This is a genomic window from Actinomyces glycerinitolerans (assembly GCF_900098745.1).
GTDB classification, from domain to species: domain Bacteria; phylum Actinomycetota; class Actinomycetes; order Actinomycetales; family Actinomycetaceae; genus Actinomyces; species Actinomyces glycerinitolerans.
Genome location: NZ_FQTT01000012.1, coordinates 321,302 through 340,155 on the forward strand (window position 1 = coordinate 321,302; position 18,854 = coordinate 340,155).

Consider the following 18,854-nt stretch of genomic DNA (forward strand, 5'->3'; position numbering starts at 1 on the left):
AGTTGGCTGTCACCACCGGCCCTCACCGCCGCGGTGGCTTCACGCTAAGGCGGGACGACGCCACCCCCAAGGGCGTGTGCTGCACATCCGTGCATCCTTACCTCAGGGCAGGTGGCCTTCATAACCTGTTTGCCTACGCCTAATTGAGGTGAAAGCTAGGTTATCTGGCTGTAAGATGCAATTATGTGCGCAAACCTGGATCGCGAACACGCGCGGCTGCTGCTGGACATCGCCCACCTGTACTGGGACAAGGACCTCAGCCAGGACGAGATCGCCGAGCGCCTGGGCTACTCGCGCTCCACGGTCTCACGCAAGCTGACCGAGGCCCGCCGAGTCGGGATCGTTCAGGTGACGGTCGCACACCCCATCGAACGGCTGATGGCGTTGGAGGAGGAACTCACCTCCGCCTTCGGTCTCAAACAGGCTCGCGTCACCGAGGTGTCCCGTCCGTTCGTTCCCGGAGTCACCCCCGACGTCGCCCGGGCTGCGGCGGAGCTGCTGGTTGAGCACTGCGGCCCGCGGTCGGTGATCGCGGTGTCCAACGGGCGGGCCGTGGCCGCCGTCGTGCATCAGATGCCCGAGCGCACCTGGCCCACCTCGACGGTGGTGGCGATGATCGGCTCGGCGGGGGAGTCCTACGACCTCGGCGACGGCGGCGATGTGTGCCGCAACCTGGCCATGCGGCTGGGCGGTCGCTACCGGTCGCTGACCGTGCCGCTGGTCTTCGACTCGCTGAACCTGGCGCGGGCCGTGCGCCAAGAGGACCAGGTCGCCACCACGCTGGAGTTGGCCGCCCGCAGCGACGTCGCCCTGACGGGCATCGGCGCGGTGGGGGAGTCCACCAGCCCGTTGCTGCGCAAGTGGATGACGCCGCAGGTGGTGCGCGAGTGCCGCCGGCGCGGCGCGGTTGCACACGTGTGCGGGCACCACCTGGACACCGAGGGACGACACGTGCCCACGGCGCTGTGCGAGCGCACCCTGTGCATGGAGCCCGAGCGACTCAAGGAGATTCCCTTCGTCGTCGGCGTGGCCGCGGGCGAGGAGAAGGTGACCGCGATCCGCGCGGCCCTGCGCGGCGGCTACCTCTCCGCGCTGGTCACCGACGAGGTCACCGCCCGCGCGGTACTCGAGGCTGCAGTCGGTTGACGCTGGGACTCTTGCCTGGCGCGCGACCGCCTACTGCGGAGGTGCATTGTCACAAATGGTGACAAACGCCAGATCCAACCGCCCGGCCCGGAATACCAACCGCATGATTTCAACGTTTCCTTGGTCGGCCTTCGGACACGTGGGCTCGTTTGTCATCATTTGTGACAGTGCTTCCGGATTCGCCTTCCCCATCAGGTGCTGATCTCGCGGGGAGTGGGGTAGACAGGTGCCATGAGCACCACCTCCGGCCCAGACCCCTCCGCCCGCCCGCTCACGATCGCCGTCACCGGTGCCACCGGCAAGGTAGGTGGCCGTGTCGCCGAGCTGCTACACGACGCCGGCCTGCATAAGCGCCTCCTCGTGCGCAACCCGGCTAAAGCCCCCGCCTGGGCCGACGACGTCGCCGTCGCCTCCTACGGCCAGGCCGACGCCGCCGCGCAGGCACTGCGGGGAGTCGACCTGCTGTTCATGGTCTCCGCGGCCGAGAGCGCCGACCGCCTCGAGCAGCACAAGACCTTCATCGACGCCGCTTCCGCCGCCGGGGTACGGCACGTCGTCTACACCAGCTTCCTCGCCGCCGCCCCCGACGCCGCCTTCACCCTGGCCCGCACCCACCAGGCCACGGAGGAGCACCTGCGCCAGTCCGGCATGGCCTTCACCTTCCTGCGCGACTCCTTCTACGCCGACTTCATCCCCGATCTGGCCGTCGACGGCGTCATCGCCGGTCCGGCGGGCTCCGGACGCGTCGCCGCGGTCGCCCGCGCGGACGTAGCCCGCAGCGCCGCCGCCATCCTCACCGCCGCCGCGGCCGGTGACACCAGCCACGACGGCGCGACCTACGAACTCACCGGGCCCGAGGCCTTCACCCTGGCCGAGGCGGCGGCCACCATCACGGCCGTCACCGGCCGCCCCACCGTCTACCGGGACCAGAGCCTGGAGGAGGCCTACGCCTCCCGGCGCAGCTACGGCGTGCCCGACTGGCAGCTGGACGCCTGGGTGTCCACGTACACCGCCATTGCCTCCGGCGTCCTCGCCACCGTCACCGACGACGTCCGCGCGCTCACCGGGCGGACGCCACTCACGTTGGCCGAGGTGCTGCGCTGAGCAACTCAGCCCAAGCCGGACCCGATCTCACGCGGTGATCGACGTCGAGCGACGCGGCATCCTAGGCGTGGGCGTGCTGCCGGTCCGGGAGGTGACGGCCGGCCCTCCACTGCATCACCAGCACGACCGCTCCGAACACCGCGAGGACCAGGCTGGCCGCCCACGCCGCACCCATCGGCGCGAACACCTGAAGCACGGCCGCCAGGCCGACCCATTTCGCCGACTGCTCGGACAGGCCCCACAGCGCGAACAACCCGCCTAGAAGCCCAACGAGCGCGAAGGGGATCAGCGTGGGCGTCCCGCCGTCGTAAATGAAGGCCACCCAGGTGCCGAACCCGGCGGAGCCGAGAACCGCGATGGTCAATGCGATGAGCATGATCCGGGCGAGCAGGGATTGACGGCCCGTCTGCATGGGGCGGACGCCGGTGTGTCCAGATGTCATGGTCGGCTCCTCTGCCGGGCGGCCCGAGTCCGAGCGGCCCGAGCCTTGACTCATTGTCCGTCAAAGCGTGCGGCACGCCCAAGCGCAGGCCATCACGAACATGCGTTGCCGCCACGATCACGCGTTTTGGAGCTTTGCACGTGCCCAGCACCCGCAAAGCTCCAAAACGCGTGTATCAGGGGAGAACTCGTGTGCGCGGTGTCGGCCCGGCGCGCCGCACTCGCCGGTGCGGCCGACGTTCACCGGGTGGACGCCGGCCGCACCGGCCCAGGCGCTGCGCTAACATCGCTCCGAACGACATCCTTGAAGCCCGTCCAGTGAGGCGGAGAAGGAGGTCCACGCACCGTGGCCGCAGCACAGTCCACCGGGAAGCAGATCCTCGGCGCCGCCGAGATCCAGCGCTCCCTCGTCCGCATCGCCCACGAGATCCTCGAGCGCAATCGCGGCAGCAGCAATCTGGTGCTCCTCGGCATCCCCTCCGGGGGAGTCCCGCTGGCCCAGCGCCTGGCCGCAGCCCTGGAGGTCGCCGCCAAGGAGGACGACGACCCCGCCGGCGCCCCACCGGTCGGCACCCTGGACATCACCATGTACCGCGACGACCTCGGCCGCCACCCGATCCGCGTGCCCCAGCCCACCCGCATCCCGGGGGAGAGCCTCGAGGGCCGCACCGTCATCCTGGTCGACGACGTGCTCTTCTCCGGCCGCACGATCCGCGCCGCCCTGGACGCCCTGGGAGCCATCGGCCGCGCCGACGCCGTGCAACTGGCCGTGCTGGTCGACCGCGGCCACCGCGAGCTGCCCATCCGCGCCGACTACGTGGGCAAGAACCTACCCACCTCCCGCAACGAGAAGGTGGTCGTGTCCCTGACCGAACTCGGCGCCGCCGCCGACGCCGTCACCATCGTCGATGCCGCGACCCAGGAGGCCACCCGATGAAGCACCTGCTGTCCGCCAAGGACCTGTCCCACGACGAGGCGGTGATGGTGCTCGACACCGCCGAGGCCATGGCCGCCACCCAGCGTCACGCCGTCAAGAAACTGCCCACCCTGCGCGGCAAGACCGTGGTGAACCTCTTCTTCGAGGACTCCACCCGCACCCGGCTGTCCTTCGAGGCCGCCGCCAAGCGGCTGAGCGCCGACGTCATCAACTTCTCCGCCAAGGGCTCCTCCGTGTCCAAGGGGGAGTCGCTGAAGGACACCGCCCAGACCATCATGGCCATGGGCGCAGACGCCGTGGTGGTGCGTCACTCCGCCTGCGGCGCCGCCCACCTGCTGGCCCACGCCGGCTGGATCGACGTGCCCGTGCTCAACGCCGGCGACGGCACCCACCAGCACCCCACCCAGGCACTGCTGGACGCCATGACCCTGCGCCGCTGGTACACCCCCGGCGGGCCGGCCTCCGGCTCCGCCCGCGCCGACGACGGCGGCCCCGCCCCCCGCGGCCGCGACCTTGAAGGCGCCCGCGTCATCATCGTCGGCGACGTGCTGCACTCGCGCGTGGCCCGCTCCAACGTCGACCTGCTCACCACCCTGGGCGCCCACGTCACCCTGGTGGCCCCGCCCACCCTGCTGCCGGTGGGCATGGATGACTGGCCCTGCGACGTGTCCTACGACTTCGACGCCGCCATCGCCGCCGTCGAGCCCGACGCCGTGATGATGCTGCGCGTGCAGCGCGAGCGCATGAGCGCCGCCGGCGGCGGCTACTTCCCCAGCCCCGGGGAGTACTCCCGCGGCTACGGACTCGGCGCGGTGCGCCGCGCCGCCATGCCCGAGCACGCCATCGTCATGCACCCCGGGCCCATGAACCGCGGCCTGGAGATCACCGCCGACGCCGCCGACGACCCCCGCTCGCGCGTGGTCGAGCAGGTCGGCAACGGCGTCTCCGTGCGCATGGCCGCCCTCTACCTGCTCCTCGCCGACGAAGGGAACCAGCTGTGACCGCCCACCTCCTGCCCGGGGTCCGCCCCTACGGCGAGGACCCCACCGACGTCCTCGTCATCGACGAAACCATCGCCGCCATCGGCCCCGACGCCGTCGCCCAGGCCCCCACCGACACCCACCGCCACGACGACCTGGCCGGCCTGGTGCTGCTGCCCGGGCTCGTGGACATCCACACCCACCTGCGCCAGCCCGGCGGAGAGAGCGCCGAAACCGTCTACACCGGCACCCGCGCCGCCGCCGTCGGCGGCTACACCGCCGTGTTCGCCATGGCCAACACCACCCCCGTGCAGGACAACGCCGGCGTGGTCGAGCAGGTGCTGCGCCTGGGCAACGAGGCCGGCTGGGTGGACGTCCACCCCGTCGGCGCCGTCTCGGAGGGGCTCAAGGGCGAGCACCTGTCCCAGATGGGCGCCATGGCCCACTCCGCCGCCCGCGTGCGCGTCTTCTCCGACGACGGCAAGTGCGTATCCGACCCGGTGCTCATGCGCCGCGCCCTGGAGTACGCCAAGTCCTTCGACGGCGTGATCGCGCAGCACTCCCAGGACCCCCGCCTGACCGAGGGCTCCCAGATGCACGAGGGTCGCGTCTCCGCCGAGCTCGGCCTGGCCGGCTGGCCCGCCGTCGCCGAGGAGTCGATCATCGCCCGCGACGTCCTGCTGGCGGGGCATGTCGGTTCTCGCCTGCATGTGTGCCACCTGTCCACCGCCGGCAGCGTGGAGATCATCCGCTGGGCCAAGGCCCGCGGCATCGACGTCACCGCCGAGGCCACACCCCATCACCTGCTGCTCACCGACGAGAAGGCGCGCACCTACTCGCCGCTGTACAAGGTGAACCCGCCGCTGCGCACCGCCGAGGACGTGGAGGCCGTCCGGGCGGCGCTCGCCGATGGCACCATCGACGTGGTCGGCACCGATCACGCCCCCCACCCGCGCGAGTCCAAGGACTGCGAGTGGCAGGCCGGCGCCTTCGGCATGACCGGCCTGGAGACCGCGCTGCCGATCATCATCGCCACCATGGTCGAGCCGGGCCGCATGACCTGGCGGGACGTGGCCCGGGTGCTGTCCGAGACGCCCGCCCGCATCGGCCGCCTGCACGACCAGGGTCGTCCACTGGCCGTCGGCGAGCCCGGTAACCTGACGGTGGTCGACCCGAGCGTGCGCCGCGTGGTGGACCCGGACGCCCAGTGGACACGTTCCAACAACACCCCCTACGCCGGCATGGAACTGCCCGGACAGGTCATGGCCACCTTCCTGCATGGCCGCCCGACCGTGCTGGCCGGCCGGCCCGTCGAGCAGACCGAACCGAAGGAGCATGCATGAGCGCCCCCAACCCCGCGACCCCGGCAGCGTACGGCGGCTTCACCAGCCCCGCCCTGCCCGCCGGCGCGCCGATCGAGCGCACCCCGGCGCTGCTGGTCCTGGAGGACGGCTACACCCTGGTGGGCCGCTCCTACGGAGCCACCGGCTCCACGGTCGCCGAGATCGTCTTCAACACCGGCATGACCGGCTACCAGGAGACCCTCACCGACCCCTCCTACCACCGGCAGATCGTGGTCATGACCACCCCGCACATCGGCAACACGGGCGTCAACGACGAGGACGGCGAATCCGACCGCATCTGGGTCGCCGGATTCGTGGTACGCGACCCCGCCCGCCGCGCCTCCTCCTGGCGGGCCCGCCGTGAACTCGAGTCCGACCTGGTCACCTACGGCGTGGTCGGCATCTGCGAGGTGGACACCCGGGCCCTGACCCGTCACCTGCGCGAACGGGGCGCCATGCGCGCCGGCATCTTCTCCGGCGATGCCCTGCCCGACGGCTTCGCCGAGCACCCCAGTTCCGCCCCCTCCGAGGCGGCCCTGGAGGCCTGCCTGAGCGCCGTGCGCGCCGCCCCGGCCATGGCCGGCCAGGCGCTCGCCGCCGAGGTGACCACCACCGAGGCCTACGTGGTTGAGCCCCGCGGCGAGTTCGCCGGCCAGGAGCCGGTCGCCGTCGTCGCCGCCATCGACCTGGGCATCAAGGCCCGCACCCCCTGGCAGCTGGCCGAGCGCGGTGTGCGCGTGCACGTGCTGCCGCAGTCCACCACCCTGGAGCAGCTACGCGCCCTGCAGCCCGACGGCGTCTTCTTCTCCAACGGCCCCGGCGATCCCGGCACCGCCGATAAGGAGGTGGCCCTGCTGCGCGGCGTCCTGGATGCGCGCATCCCCTTCTTCGGTATCTGCCTGGGCAATCAGATCTTCGGCAGGGCGCTCGGCTTCGGCACCTACAAGCTGGACTACGGCCATCGCGGCGTCAACCAGCCGGTCCTGGACCGGGCCACGGGCCGGGTGGAGATCACCTCCCACAACCACGGCTTCGCCGTCGACGCCCCGACCGAGGGACCCACCACTGCGCCCTTCGACTCCGGGCGCTACGGCCGCGTGGAGGTCAGCTACATCGACCTCAACGACGGCGTGGTCGAGGGCCTGCGCGCCCTGGACCTGCCGGCCTTCTCCGTCCAGTTCCATCCCGAGGCCGCCGCCGGTCCGCACGACGGCGAGCACCTGTTCGACCGCTTCATACGCATGATGCATGAGCACCGCGTCGCCGCCGCGACCCCCGCCACCGACACCGACACCGAGGAGAACGCCTGATGCCCCGCCGTACCGACATCTCCTCCGTCCTGGTCATCGGCTCCGGCCCGATCGTCATCGGTCAGGCCTGCGAGTTCGACTACTCCGGCACCCAGGCCTGCCGGGTGCTGCGCGCCGAGGGCGTACGCGTCATCCTGGTCAACTCCAACCCGGCCACGATCATGACCGACCCGGACATGGCCGACGCCACCTACGTCGAACCCATCACCCCGGAGGTCATCGAGGCCATCATCGCCAAGGAGCGCCCCGACGCGCTCCTGCCCACGCTCGGCGGCCAGACCGCCCTTAACACCGCCATGAGCCTGGTGGAGTCCGGCGTCCTGGACAAGTACGGCGTTGAGCTGATCGGGGCCCGCGCCGACGCCATCAACGCCGGCGAGGACCGGGAAGAGTTCAAGCGCGTGGTCGAGCGCTGCGGCGCCGAGGTCGCCCGCAGCGTCATCGCCCACACCATGGACGAGTGCCACGCCGGAGTGGAGGCGCTCGGCGGCTATCCCGTCGTGGTGCGGCCCTCCTTCACCATGGGTGGGCTCGGCTCCGGCTTCGCCTACAACGCCGAGGACCTCGAGCGCATCGCCGGGCAGGGCCTGGCCGACTCCCGCACCACCGAGGTGCTCCTGGAGGAGTCCATCCTCGGCTGGAAGGAGATCGAGCTGGAGGTCATGCGCGACCAAGTCGACAACTGCGTGATGGTCTGCTCCATCGAGAACGTCGACCCCGTGGGCGTGCACACCGGCGACTCCATCACCATCGCCCCGGCCCTGACCCTGACGGACCGGGAACTGCAGCAGCTGCGAGACATCGCCTTCGCCGTCATCCGGGAGGTGGGCGTGGACACCGGCGGCTGCAACATCCAGTTCGCCGTCCACCCCAACACCGGCCGCGTGATCGTCATCGAGATGAACCCGCGCGTGTCCCGCTCCTCCGCGCTGGCCTCCAAGGCCACTGGCTTCCCCATCGCCAAGATCGCCGCCCGCCTGGCCATCGGCTACACGCTGGATGAGATCCCCAATGACATCACCGGCTCCACCCCGGCGTCCTTTGAGCCGGCGGTCGACTACGTGGTGGTCAAGGTGCCGCGCTTCGCCTTCGAGAAGTTCCGCGGCGCCGACCCCACCCTGACCACCACCATGAAGTCGGTGGGGGAGGCCATGGCCCTGGGCCGCTGCTACACCGAGGCCCTGCAAAAGGCCATGCGCTCCATCGACAAGTCCGGCTCGGTGTTCCACTGGGACGGCCCCGCCCCCACCCCCGAGCAGCTGCCCGAGCTCATCGAGTCGCTGCGCACCCCCACCGAGCACCGCCTGGTGGACCTGCAGCAGGCGATCCGCGGCGGCGCCACCATGGAGGCCCTGTTCGAGGCCACCGCGATCGACCCCTGGTTCCTGGACCAGATGTTCCTGCTGCAGGAGATCGCCGAGGAGATGTGCGCGGCACCGGCACTGACCGCCGAGCTGCTTCGGCGGGCCAAGCGGCATGGCTTCTCCGACGCGCAGATCGCCTCCCTGCGCGGTATCGGGGAGGAGACGGTGCGCGAGGTGCGTCACGCCTTCGGGCTGCGACCGGTGTACAAGACGGTGGACACGTGCGCCGCCGAGTTCGCCGCCAACACCCCCTACCTGTACTCCACCTACGACCAGAGCACGGAGGTCGCCCCCCGCGAACGGGAGGCCGTGATCATCCTGGGCGCCGGCCCCAACCGGATCGGCCAGGGCATCGAGTTCGACTACTCCTGCGTGCACGCCACCATGGCCCTGTCCGCGCGCTACGACACGGTCATGGTCAACTGCAACCCGGAGACCGTCTCCACCGACTACGACATCTCCGACCGCCTGTACTTCGAGCCGCTGACCTTCGAGGACGTCATGGAGGTCTACGAGGCGGAGCTGGCGGCCGGCCCGGTGGCCGGCATGGTCGTCCAGCTGGGTGGACAGACCCCCCTGTCGCTGGCGGCCCGGCTGAAGGCGGCGGGCGTGCCCATCCTGGGCACCACCCCGGAGGCGATCGACGCCGCCGAGGACCGGGAGGTCTTCGGCGTGGTGCTGGAGCGGGCCGGCCTGCCGGCGCCCGCCCACGGTACTGCCCTGAGCGACGAGCAGACCCTGGCCGTGGCCGCGGAGATCGGTTTCCCGGTGCTGGTGCGACCCAGCTATGTGCTGGGCGGGCGCGGCATGGAGATCGTCTACGACCGCGATGGCCTGGTCGACTACCTCTCCCGTGCCTCCGCGGAGGCCGGCGGCGCCTACGCCAACGGCCCCCTGCTGATCGACCGCTTCCTCGACGACGCCATCGAGATCGACGTCGATGCCCTCTACGACGGCACCGAGCTGTTCCTCGGTGGCGTCATGGAGCACATCGAGGAGGCCGGCATCCACTCCGGCGACTCCGCCTGCGTGCTGCCCCCCATGTCCCTGTCCGACACGGAGATCGCCCGCATCCGTCGCTCCACCGAGGCCATCGCGGCCGGGGTGGGGGTGCGCGGGCTGATCAACATCCAGTACGCCCTGGTCTCCGACACCCTGTACGTGATCGAGGCCAACCCGCGCGCCTCCCGCACCGTGCCCTTCGTGTCCAAGGCGACCGGCGTGCAGCTGGCCAAGGCCGCCGCCCTGCTCATGGCCGGCGAGTCGATCGCCTCCCTGAAGGCCTCCGGCCACCTGCCCGCCCACGACGCCGCGATCACCGACCCGCTGGACCCGATCGCCGTGAAGGAGGCGGTGCTGCCGTTCAAGCGGTTCCGCACCCCGGCGGGCCGGGTGGTGGACACCGTGCTGGGCCCGGAGATGCGCTCCACCGGCGAGGTCATGGGCTTCGACGTCGACTTCCCGCGCGCCTTCGCCAAGTCGCAGGACGGCGCCTACGGCGGCCTACCCAGTGAGGGCGCCCTGTTCGTGTCCGTCGCCGACCGGGACAAGCGCGCCATCGTGCTGCCCGTCGCCCGCCTGGCCGAATTGGGGTTCACCATCTACGCCACCGCCGGCACCGCCCAGGTGCTGCGCCGCAACGGCATCAGCGCCACGCCCGTGCGCAAGGTGAGCCAGGGCCAGGGCGCCCACGGCGAGCAGACGATCGTCGGCCTGATCGAGTCCGGCGCCATCGACATGGTGATCAACACCCCCAAGGGCCAGGGCGCCCGCGCCGACGGCTACTCCATCCGTGCCGCCACCACCAGCGCCGACAAGCCGATCATCACCACCGTGCAGGAGCTGCAGGCGGCGGTGCAGGCGCTGGAGGCGCAGCTGGCGGGCCCCTTCCGGGTGCGCAGCCTGCAGCAGCACGACGCCGACCGGTCCCGGCGCCGCGACGCCGCGAAGGTGGACGCATGAGCACGCAGCCCCCCACCGGCGGGCGGCTGCCCTTCGGCGTGCGCCTGGCCGCCGCCATGGATGCCCACGGCCCGCTGTGCGTGGGCATCGACCCGCACGCCGCCCTGCTGGATGCCTGGGGCCTGCCGGACACGCCCGCCGGACTGCGGGACTTCTCCCTGCGCGTGGTGGAGGCCCTGGCCGGGCGGGTGGCGGCCGTCAAGCCCCAGTCGGCCTTCTTCGAACGGCACGGCTCGGCGGGGATCGCCGTCCTGGAGGAGGTGCTCGCCGCCCTGCGGCGGGCGGGCACGCTCGCCATCCTGGACGTCAAGCGCGGGGACATCGGCTCCACCATGGCCGGGTACGCCCAGGCCTACCTGGCGGACGACGCCCCGCTGGCCGCCGACGCGATCACCGTCTCCCCGTACCTGGGCTACGGCTCGCTGAGGCCCGCGCTTCAGGCGGCCGCGGCGACCGGGCGGGGCGTGTTCGTGCTGGCGTTGACCTCCAACCCGGAGGGTGCGGCCGTGCAGCACGCCCGCACCGCCTCGGGGCGGGCGGTGGCCGCCGAGGTGGTCGCCGGCGCGGCCGCCTCCAACGCGGCCGCCCGTGCCGCCGGTGAGCTCGGCAGCGTGGGCCTGGTGGTCGGCGCCACCGTGGGCGACGCCGTGCGCGAGTTGGACCTGGACCTGCTGGCCGCGGGCGGCCCGTTGCTGGCGCCCGGCGTGGGGGCGCAGGGGGCCGGCGCGCCCGAGTTGCAGGCGGTCTTCGGACCCGCCCGGGCCCATGTGTTGGCCTCGTCTTCCCGCGGCGTGCTGGGTGCCGGCCCCGACCCCGTGCAGCTGCGCCGGGCCGCGGCCCGGGCGGCCGCCGAGGCCGCGGCCGCCCTGCGCGCGTGAAGGGCGCGGAAGAAGGCATGATGTGCCCATGACCGCAGCCCAGGTGCCGCCCGCCCGCCTCACCGTCATCGCCGGGCCGACCGCCGTGGGGAAGGGCACGCTCGTCGCCGAGTTGCGGCGTCGCCACCCCGACCTGTTCGTCTCGGTGTCTGCCACCACCCGCGCCCCCCGACCCGGTGAGCGCGACGGCGTGCACTACCACTTCGTCTCCGATGCGGAATTCGACCGCCTGGTGGCGGCCGGCGAAATGTTGGAGTGGGCGCTGGTGCACGGCACCCACCGCTACGGCACCCCCCGCCGCCCGGTGCAGGAGCAGCTCGACGCCGGCCGCCCCGCCCTGCTGGAGATCGACCTGGCCGGCGCCCGGCAGGTGCGCGCCTCCATGCCGCAGGCACAGCTGATCTTCATCGCCCCGCCCAGCTGGGAGGAGTTGGTCTCCCGCCTGGCCGGGCGCGGCACCGAGGACCCGGCCGAGCGCGCTCGCCGGCTGGAAACCGCCCGAGTGGAGTTGGCCGCCGCCGACGAGTTCGACCGCACCATTGTCAACGACACCGTGGCACGTGCCACGGATGAGCTGGAGGACGTGCTCGGGCTGAGCCGCTAGACTAGGGTGCTTGCGGTGCGGTGATGCGCCGGGTGTGCACGCATCCGGCCAGGCTCGCACCCGATCCGGTACCAGAACACATTGGGAGACAAGCACATGCTCGGAACCTCTGCCGACCCCGAGGGAATCACCAACCCTCCCATTGACGACCTCCTGGAGAAGGTCGACTCCAAGTACGGGCTGGTGGTGGAGGCCGCCAAGCGCGCCCGGCAGATCAACAGCTACAACCAGCAGCTGGAGGACAACCAGTTCGAGTACTTCGGCCCCCTGGTGGAGGCCGACAACGAGGAGAAGGCCCTGAGCATCGCCCTGCGCGAGGTCGCCGAGGACAAGCTCCAGGTCATCTCCGGGGATGAGGCCCGCGCCCGGCGCGCCGAGGCCGAGGCGGCCCGCCGCGCCGCCGAGGAGGACATGTTCTCCGACATCTCGCTGGACGCGCCGATCGACCTGGGCGGCCAGGACGAGCCGGGCACCGCCACCGGCCTGGACGACATCCAGTTCTGACGGCCCCACGGGCCGCGTCACCGATCAGGATTATCGTGAACCCGCAAACCACCCGCGCCCGGGACGCACACGCGCCCCGGGCGCGGCGCATCGTCGTGGGGGTGTCCGGCTCCATCGCCGCCTACAAGGCCCCGTCCATCATCCGGCTGCTGCGCGCGGCCGGACACGAGGTACGCACCGTGCCCACGGCGGCCGCGCTGCGCTTCATCGGCGCCCCGGCGCTGGCGGCCGTGACCGGCGCGCCGGTGCAGTCCGGGGTCTTCGACGACGCCGCCGCCGTCGCGCACGTGCAGATGGGGGAGTGGGCCGAACTGGTGCTGGTGGCCCCCGCCTCCGCGGACCTGTTGGCCCGGGCCGCCGCCGGCCGGGCCGACGACCTGCTCACCGCCACCCTGCTGACCACTACCGCGCCGGTGGTGATGGCGCCGGCCATGCACACCCAAATGTGGAACCACCCGGCCACCCGCCACAACGTGGACACCCTGCGCCGGCGCGGCGTGACCATCATCGACCCGGACGCGGGCCCCCTGACCGGCTCCGGCTACGGGGCCGGACGCCTGCCCAAGCCCGAGCAGATCGTCGCCCGCGCCCTGGCCGCGCTCGATGCCGCCTCCAGGGACACGGCCGCCGCAGCTGCGGGCACCCCGGGTGATCTGGCCGGCCGGCACGTGGTCGTCTCCGCCGGCGGCACCCGCGAGCCCCTGGACCCGGTGCGTTACCTCGGCAACCGCTCCTCGGGTCGGCAGGGTTGTGCCATCGCCACCGCTGCGGCCGCCCGCGGCGCCCGCGTCACCGTCGTGTCGGCGCACGCGGAGCCGGGGGTACTGGCAGAACTACCGCCCCAGGTTGACATCGTGCCGGTCACCACCGCCATGGAGCTGCACGATGCGGTGCGCGCCGCCGCCGTGGACGCCGACGCCGTGGTCATGGCTGCCGCCGTCGCCGACTTCCGGCCCGCCGAGGTGGCCGACACCAAGCTCAAGAAGCACTCACTGCGCACCTCCGGCGGCACGGGCGAGCCGGTACGGCAGGCGGCGCCGGTCATCCCCCTGGCGGAGAACCCCGACATCCTGGCCGGCCTGGTCACCGACCCGCCGCGCCAGGACGGCGAACACACCCTGGTGGTGGGCTTCGCCGCCGAGACCGGGGACGCGGATGGTGATGTGCTGGCGCATGGTGCCGCCAAGGCCCGCCGCAAGGGTGCCGACCTGCTGGCCGTGAACGCCGTCGGCACCGACCAGGGCTTCGGCGACGTGCCGAACGCCGTCGTCGTCCTGGACGCGGGCGGCACGGAGGTCGCCCGAGCGCAGGGGACCAAGCAGGAGGTCGCCGAGGCGTTGGTGGAATTGATCGCCGCCCGCCTGAGTGGCCGGCACCCCTCCGTCTGACCATCCCCGCGCCTCGGAGCCGCCGCCGGCGTCTTGTTTCTCACGGCCGTTTCCACATCCGATCCCGCCCGTGCGCTTCAGGCGCCGGTGACGCGGTCATACGATGAGCGGGCGGGGCACCGCGCGAGGCCCCGCCCTAGCTGCAACGCGCACGGAAGTGACCTGCATGACGAGGAACGGGACGAGCACCCCCACTGTGGCCGACATGGTGAAGGCGGTGACCACGCCCCCGCTGCCCCTGCGGATCACCGCCTACGACGGTTCCGCCGTCGGCCCGCGCGACGCCGGCCTGGAGTTGCATGTCAAGTCGCCGCGCGCCCTGAACTATCTCGCCACCGCCCCCGGGGATCTCGGCCTGGCCCGCGCCTACATAACCGGCGAGCTGATCGCGTCCGGCGTTGAACCGGGTAACCCGTATGCCGCCTTCGACAGCCTGCAGGCGTGCAAGGAACACCTGCGCCGCCCCACCCCGGCGGGCATGCGCACCATTTCTCGGCTGCTGCGCCACGAGGGACTGCACCGCCCCGAGGTGCCGGAGATCGAGACCCCGCCGGCCTGGCGCCGCGCCCTGGCCGGCGCGCGCCCCCACACCGAGGCGGCGGACAAGGACACGGTCTCCTCCCACTACGACCGGTCCAACCGCTTCTACTCGCTGGTGCTGGGCCCGTCCATGACCTACACCTGCGCCCTGTTCGACTCGCCGGACACATCCCTGGAGGATGCGCAGCGCCGCAAGATCAACCTGGTGCTGGACAAGCTGGACCTGGCCCCCGGGCAGCGGCTGCTGGACATCGGCTGCGGCTGGGGTTCGGTGCTGGTCGCCGCCGCCCGCCGCGGCATCCGTGCCATCGGCGTGACCCTGTCCGAGCCGCAGGCCCGTTGGGCCAACGCCTGGCTCGCCCGTGAGGGCCTGGATGACCTGGCGCAGGCGCGGGTCATCGACTATAGGGAAGTGCCGGAGCGCGACTTCGACGGCATCTGCTCACTGGGCATGATGGAGCACGTCGGCGTGCGCCACTACGACGAGTACTTCCGCATCATGTTCTCCCTGCTGCGCCCCGGCGGACGGCTCCTGAACCACCAGATCACCCGGCGCGACACCAGCCAACGCAACGGCGCCGGCGCCTTCGTCGGCCGCTACATCTTCCCCGACGGCGAACTCGCCGCCCCCGGCGTGGTGATGACCCACCTGCACGACGCCGGCCTGGAGATCGTGCATGCGGAGAACCAGCGCCAGCATTACGCGCTGACTCTGGAGCACTGGTGCCGCAACCTGCAGGCCCACTGGGACGAGGCCGTCGAGTCCGGCGGCTCCCAGACCGCGCTCCTGTGGGGCCTGTACATGGCCGGCGCCCGCTGGAACTTTGAGCGCAACAACATTCAGATCCACCAGTTCCTGGCCGTCCGCCCCGATGAGGACACCGGCGGCCACTGGTATCCTCTGCGTCCCTGGTGGGACGCCTGAGACGCGCAACCACTCGACTCACCCACGCCCCCGCACCCACCGACCAACAAGGACCACAACACATATGGCACGTAAGGCAACGAACTCCCTGCGGCAGTTCACCTCCGAGTCCGTCACCGAGGGACACCCGGACAAGATCTGCGACCGCGTCTCCGACGCGATCCTGGACGCGATCCTCACCCAGGACCCGGCCGCGCACGTCGCGGTGGAGACCATGGTGACCACCGGCCTGGTGCATGTGGCCGGTGAGGTGACCACCAGCGCCTATGTGGAGATTCCAGACATCGTGCGCAGTGAGATCGTCTCCATCGGCTACACCTCCTCCGAGGTGTGCTTCGACGGTGCGTCCTGCGGGGTGTCGGTGTCGATCGGCCAGCAGTCTCCGGACATCGCCGCCGGCGTGGACAAGGCCCTGCAGGTGCGCGAGGACGCCGGGGACCTAGACCCGCTGGACTTCCAGGGGGCCGGCGACCAGGGCCTCATGTTCGGCTATGCCTGCACGGACACGGCCGAACTGATGCCGCTGCCCATCCACCTGGCCCACCGCCTGGCCGAGCGCCTGGCCTACGTGCGCAAGCAGGGCATCGTGGACGGCCTGCGCCCCGACGGCAAGACGCAGGTCACCATCGGCTACGACGGCGACACCCCGGTGTCGCTGGACGGGGTGGTGATCTCCACCCAGCACGATCCCGACCGCACCCGCCCGGCCCTCACCGACGCCATCACCCGCGAGGTGATCCGCCCGGTGCTGGAGGCGGAGGAGGCCAAGGGCCTGAAGCTCGCCACCGCCGACGCCGACATCCTGGTCAACCCCTCCGGCCAGTTCGTCATCGGCGGCCCCGCCGGGGACGCCGGCCTGACGGGCCGCAAGATCATCGTGGACACCTACGGTGGCATGGCGCGGCACGGGGGCGGCGCCTTCTCCGGTAAGGACCCCTCCAAGGTGGACCGGTCGGGCACCTACGCCATGCGCTGGGTGGCCAAGAACGTGGTCGCCGCCGGGTTGGCCGAGCGCTGCGAGGTGCAGATCGCCTACGCCATCGGCTCCGCCCACCCGGTCGGGCTGTACGTGGAGACCTTCGGCACCGAGACCGTGCCCGTAGGCAAGATCACCGCCGCCATCAAGCAGGTGTTTGACCTGCGTCCGGCCGCGATCGTGCGCGACCTGGACCTGCTGCGTCCGATCTACCGCGCCACCAGCGCCTACGGCCACTTCGGGCGGCCAGGCTTCACCTGGGAGAACACCGACCGGGCCGACGCGCTGCGCGCGGCCTGCTGACGGCGCGGGTCGGGGAGGAGGCCATGGGCGACGCCGTCACCGCGGGCGCGCCCGCACAGGGCGTGCTCCTGGACGCCCCCGCCACCGCCACCCGGCGGGTGGCCGGTGCCGGCGTGTCCCAGCCGGTCGCACGCGTCCTGCTGGAGACCGCGGTGCCCCACCTGGACCGCCTGTTCGACTACCTGGTTCCCCCCGAACTGGATGTGGCCGCCGCCGTCGGGACTCGCGTGGTGGTCCGCTTCGGGCGCCAGGACCTGCACGGCTGGGTCTGGGAGCGCGGTGACACCACCACCCACCCCGGCCGGCTGGCCCCAATCCGCCGCGTGGTCTCCGACCTGCCGGTGCTCAACCCCGAGACCATGCGCCTGGTCGAGGCGGTGGCCGCCCGCACCGCCGGGGTGCGTTCCGACGTGATCCGGCTGGCCGTGCCCGCCCGGCACGCCACCACCGAGCGGGACGAACGCGATCGCCCCGCACCGGCCGCCCCCCACTGGTCGCCGCCCCCGGCGGACGCCTGGGCGGCCTACGCCGGCGGGCCCGCATTCCTCCAGCGCCTGGCCGCCGGTCAGGCCCCCCGGGCCGTGTGGACCGCCCTGCCGGGGCGTCCCGGGCTGGTGGCCACCTGGACCCGACTGGTGGCCGACGCCGCTCGCGCCACCCTCGCCGGAGGCCGCGGCGTACTGGTGATCGTCGCCACCACCGAACGGGCCGAGGCGGTGGCCGCCGCACTCACCGACGCCCTGGATGGGGAGGCCGTGGTCACCCTGTCCGCCGAGCACGGGCCCGCCCGCCGCTACCGGGCATTCCTGCGGGCCTTGACCGGCCGTGCCCGGGTGGTGGTGGGCACGCGCGGCGCCGCCTTCGCCCCGGTGCACAATCCCGGCCTGGCCGTCATCTGGGACGACGGCGACGACCGGCTCGATGAGCCGCGCGCCCCCTACATTCACGCCCGCACGGTGCTGGCCCTGCGCTCGGGCCTGTCCGGCGCGGGCCTGCTGATCGCCGGCTACTCCCGCTCGGTGGAGGCCCAGGCCTACATCGAGCAGGGTTGGGCCACCGACCTGCACGCGCACCGGGAGACCATGCGCGCCGCCGTCGCCCGCGTGCAGGTGCCCGGCGCTCCCGAACTGGAGGCGGAGGGGCCCTCCGGCGCCGCCCGCATCCCCTCACTCGCGCACCGCGCGCTGCGCGAGGCACTGCGACGCGGCCCCGCCCTGGTGCAGGTGCCGCGCGGAGGATACGCCCCTCTGGTGGCGTGTGCCCGCTGCCGCACCGTGGCCCGCTGCCCGGTGTGCTCCGGCCCCCTGGCCCTGGGCCGCGACGGCACCGTCACCTGCCGCTGGTGCGGGCGGAACACCGCCAACTGGACCTGCCCGGAGTGCGGCCACACCCGCCTGCGCATGGTGCATGTGGGCACCACCCGCACCGCCGAGGAACTGGGGCGCGCCTTCCCGGGCGTCCCCGTGGTCACCTCAGGGGCGCGGGAGGACCACGGCGTGATCGCCGGCGTCGATGCCCGCCCGCGCCTGGTGATCGCCACCCCGGGCGCGGAGCCGGTGGCCGACGGCGGCTACTGGGCGGTGCTGCTGCTGGACGGGGCCGCCCTGTCTTCCCGCCCCGATCTCGGTGCCGCCAGCGAGGCCATGCGCCAGTGGACCAACGCGGCCGTACTCGCCCACCCCGACGCCGCCGTCGTGCTGCTGGGCCGCCCGCACCCGGTGGCCGCGCAGGCCCTGGTGCGCTGGGACCACGCGGGATTCGCCCGCCGCGAGCTGGCCGAACGCGCCCAGCTGCACCTGCCGCCCGCCTGGCGGGCGGCCCGCCTCGACGGTCCGCGTACACGCCTGGAGGACCTGTTCGAGCAGGCCCGTGCCGCCGGCTTCGAGGCCCTCGGCCCCGTCGCCGCCCCCCAGCACGGCGGCCCCACCGACTCCGGCGCGGCCACATCCGGCGCCCAGCCGCCGAACATGCGGGGACTGATCCGCGCCCCCCTGGCGCGGGGCCGCGAACTGGCCGCCTTCCTGCAGCTGCAGATGCGCGAGGCCTCCGTGCACCGGGAGGAGCCGGTGCGCGTCGAACTCGACCCGACCGTCCTGTGGTAGGCAGGAGACCATGAGCAGCGCAGCCCCCGCCCCCGCCCCCAACACCG

Annotated in this window: 15 protein-coding genes; 14 read left to right on the top strand and 1 reads right to left on the bottom strand. The window is 72.3% G+C overall.

Translation table 11 applies throughout. The features are described 5' to 3' along the window. The first annotated feature begins 183 nt into the window (after positions 1-183). A complete protein-coding gene (locus tag ACGLYG10_RS11595) occupies positions 184-1,146 on the top strand; it encodes a sugar-binding transcriptional regulator (RefSeq protein ID WP_073332002.1) in 963 nt (320 codons plus the stop codon). 231 nt (positions 1,147-1,377) lie between these two features. Next, positions 1,378-2,250 (top strand): SDR family oxidoreductase, encoded by an 873-nt coding sequence (locus tag ACGLYG10_RS11600; RefSeq protein ID WP_073332004.1) that lies wholly within the window; start codon positions 1,378-1,380, stop codon positions 2,248-2,250. Between the two features lie 61 nt (positions 2,251-2,311). Here the strand turns inward: ACGLYG10_RS11600 and ACGLYG10_RS11605 are convergent, their stop codons facing one another. Then, entirely contained in the window at positions 2,312-2,692 is a 381-nt protein-coding gene (locus tag ACGLYG10_RS11605; RefSeq protein ID WP_073332007.1) for a hypothetical protein, read from the bottom strand. A gap of 345 nt (positions 2,693-3,037) precedes the next feature. On the opposite strand from ACGLYG10_RS11605, the gene pyrR reads away from it, so the two are divergent. The 12 genes from pyrR to ACGLYG10_RS11665 all read left to right on the top strand — a co-directional run bounded on the left by pyrR (position 3,038) and on the right by ACGLYG10_RS11665 (position 18,807). Continuing rightward, entirely contained in the window at positions 3,038-3,628 is a 591-nt protein-coding gene (pyrR, locus tag ACGLYG10_RS11610; RefSeq protein ID WP_073332009.1) for a bifunctional pyr operon transcriptional regulator/uracil phosphoribosyltransferase PyrR, read from the top strand. Beyond that, positions 3,625-4,629 (top strand): aspartate carbamoyltransferase catalytic subunit, encoded by a 1,005-nt coding sequence (locus tag ACGLYG10_RS11615; protein WP_073332012.1) that lies wholly within the window; start codon positions 3,625-3,627, stop codon positions 4,627-4,629. The genes pyrR and ACGLYG10_RS11615 overlap by 4 nt, the downstream gene beginning before the upstream one ends. Then, positions 4,626-5,951, top strand: a complete 1,326-nt coding sequence (locus tag ACGLYG10_RS11620; protein ID WP_073332014.1) for a dihydroorotase — start codon at positions 4,626-4,628, stop codon at positions 5,949-5,951. Before ACGLYG10_RS11615 ends, ACGLYG10_RS11620 begins: the two co-directional genes overlap by 4 nt. Continuing rightward, entirely contained in the window at positions 5,948-7,261 is a 1,314-nt protein-coding gene (gene carA / locus ACGLYG10_RS11625) for a glutamine-hydrolyzing carbamoyl-phosphate synthase small subunit (protein ID WP_083565878.1), read from the top strand. The genes ACGLYG10_RS11620 and carA overlap by 4 nt, the downstream gene beginning before the upstream one ends. After that, the gene (gene carB, locus ACGLYG10_RS11630; protein WP_073332016.1) at positions 7,261-10,587 is read left to right on the top strand and encodes a carbamoyl-phosphate synthase large subunit; all 3,327 of its coding nucleotides are present in this window, start codon (positions 7,261-7,263) and stop codon (positions 10,585-10,587) included. The genes carA and carB overlap by 1 nt, the downstream gene beginning before the upstream one ends. Continuing rightward, complete coding sequence (gene pyrF, locus ACGLYG10_RS11635) at positions 10,584-11,465, top strand: orotidine-5'-phosphate decarboxylase (protein WP_073332019.1); 882 nt, start codon at positions 10,584-10,586, stop codon at positions 11,463-11,465. The genes carB and pyrF overlap by 4 nt, the downstream gene beginning before the upstream one ends. Positions 11,466-11,493: 28 nt before the next feature. Further along, a complete protein-coding gene (gene gmk, locus ACGLYG10_RS11640) occupies positions 11,494-12,069 on the top strand; it encodes a guanylate kinase (protein WP_073332021.1) in 576 nt (191 codons plus the stop codon). A 96-nt stretch (positions 12,070-12,165) separates the two neighbouring features. Beyond that, positions 12,166-12,573: a DNA-directed RNA polymerase subunit omega gene (rpoZ, locus tag ACGLYG10_RS11645; protein ID WP_073332023.1), complete on the top strand. Its 408-nt coding sequence runs from the start codon at positions 12,166-12,168 to the stop codon at positions 12,571-12,573. 32 nt (positions 12,574-12,605) lie between these two features. After that, positions 12,606-13,961, top strand: a complete 1,356-nt coding sequence (coaBC, locus tag ACGLYG10_RS11650; protein WP_139240967.1) for a bifunctional phosphopantothenoylcysteine decarboxylase/phosphopantothenate--cysteine ligase CoaBC — start codon at positions 12,606-12,608, stop codon at positions 13,959-13,961. Between the two features lie 166 nt (positions 13,962-14,127). Continuing rightward, the gene (locus tag ACGLYG10_RS11655; protein WP_073332028.1) at positions 14,128-15,426 is read left to right on the top strand and encodes a class I SAM-dependent methyltransferase; all 1,299 of its coding nucleotides are present in this window, start codon (positions 14,128-14,130) and stop codon (positions 15,424-15,426) included. 64 nt (positions 15,427-15,490) lie between these two features. Further along, positions 15,491-16,705: a methionine adenosyltransferase gene (gene metK / locus ACGLYG10_RS11660; RefSeq protein ID WP_073332029.1), complete on the top strand. Its 1,215-nt coding sequence runs from the start codon at positions 15,491-15,493 to the stop codon at positions 16,703-16,705. Positions 16,706-16,728: 23 nt separating this feature from the next. After that, the gene (locus tag ACGLYG10_RS11665; RefSeq protein WP_170866508.1) at positions 16,729-18,807 is read left to right on the top strand and encodes a primosomal protein N'; all 2,079 of its coding nucleotides are present in this window, start codon (positions 16,729-16,731) and stop codon (positions 18,805-18,807) included. Positions 18,808-18,854 lie beyond the last annotated feature (47 nt).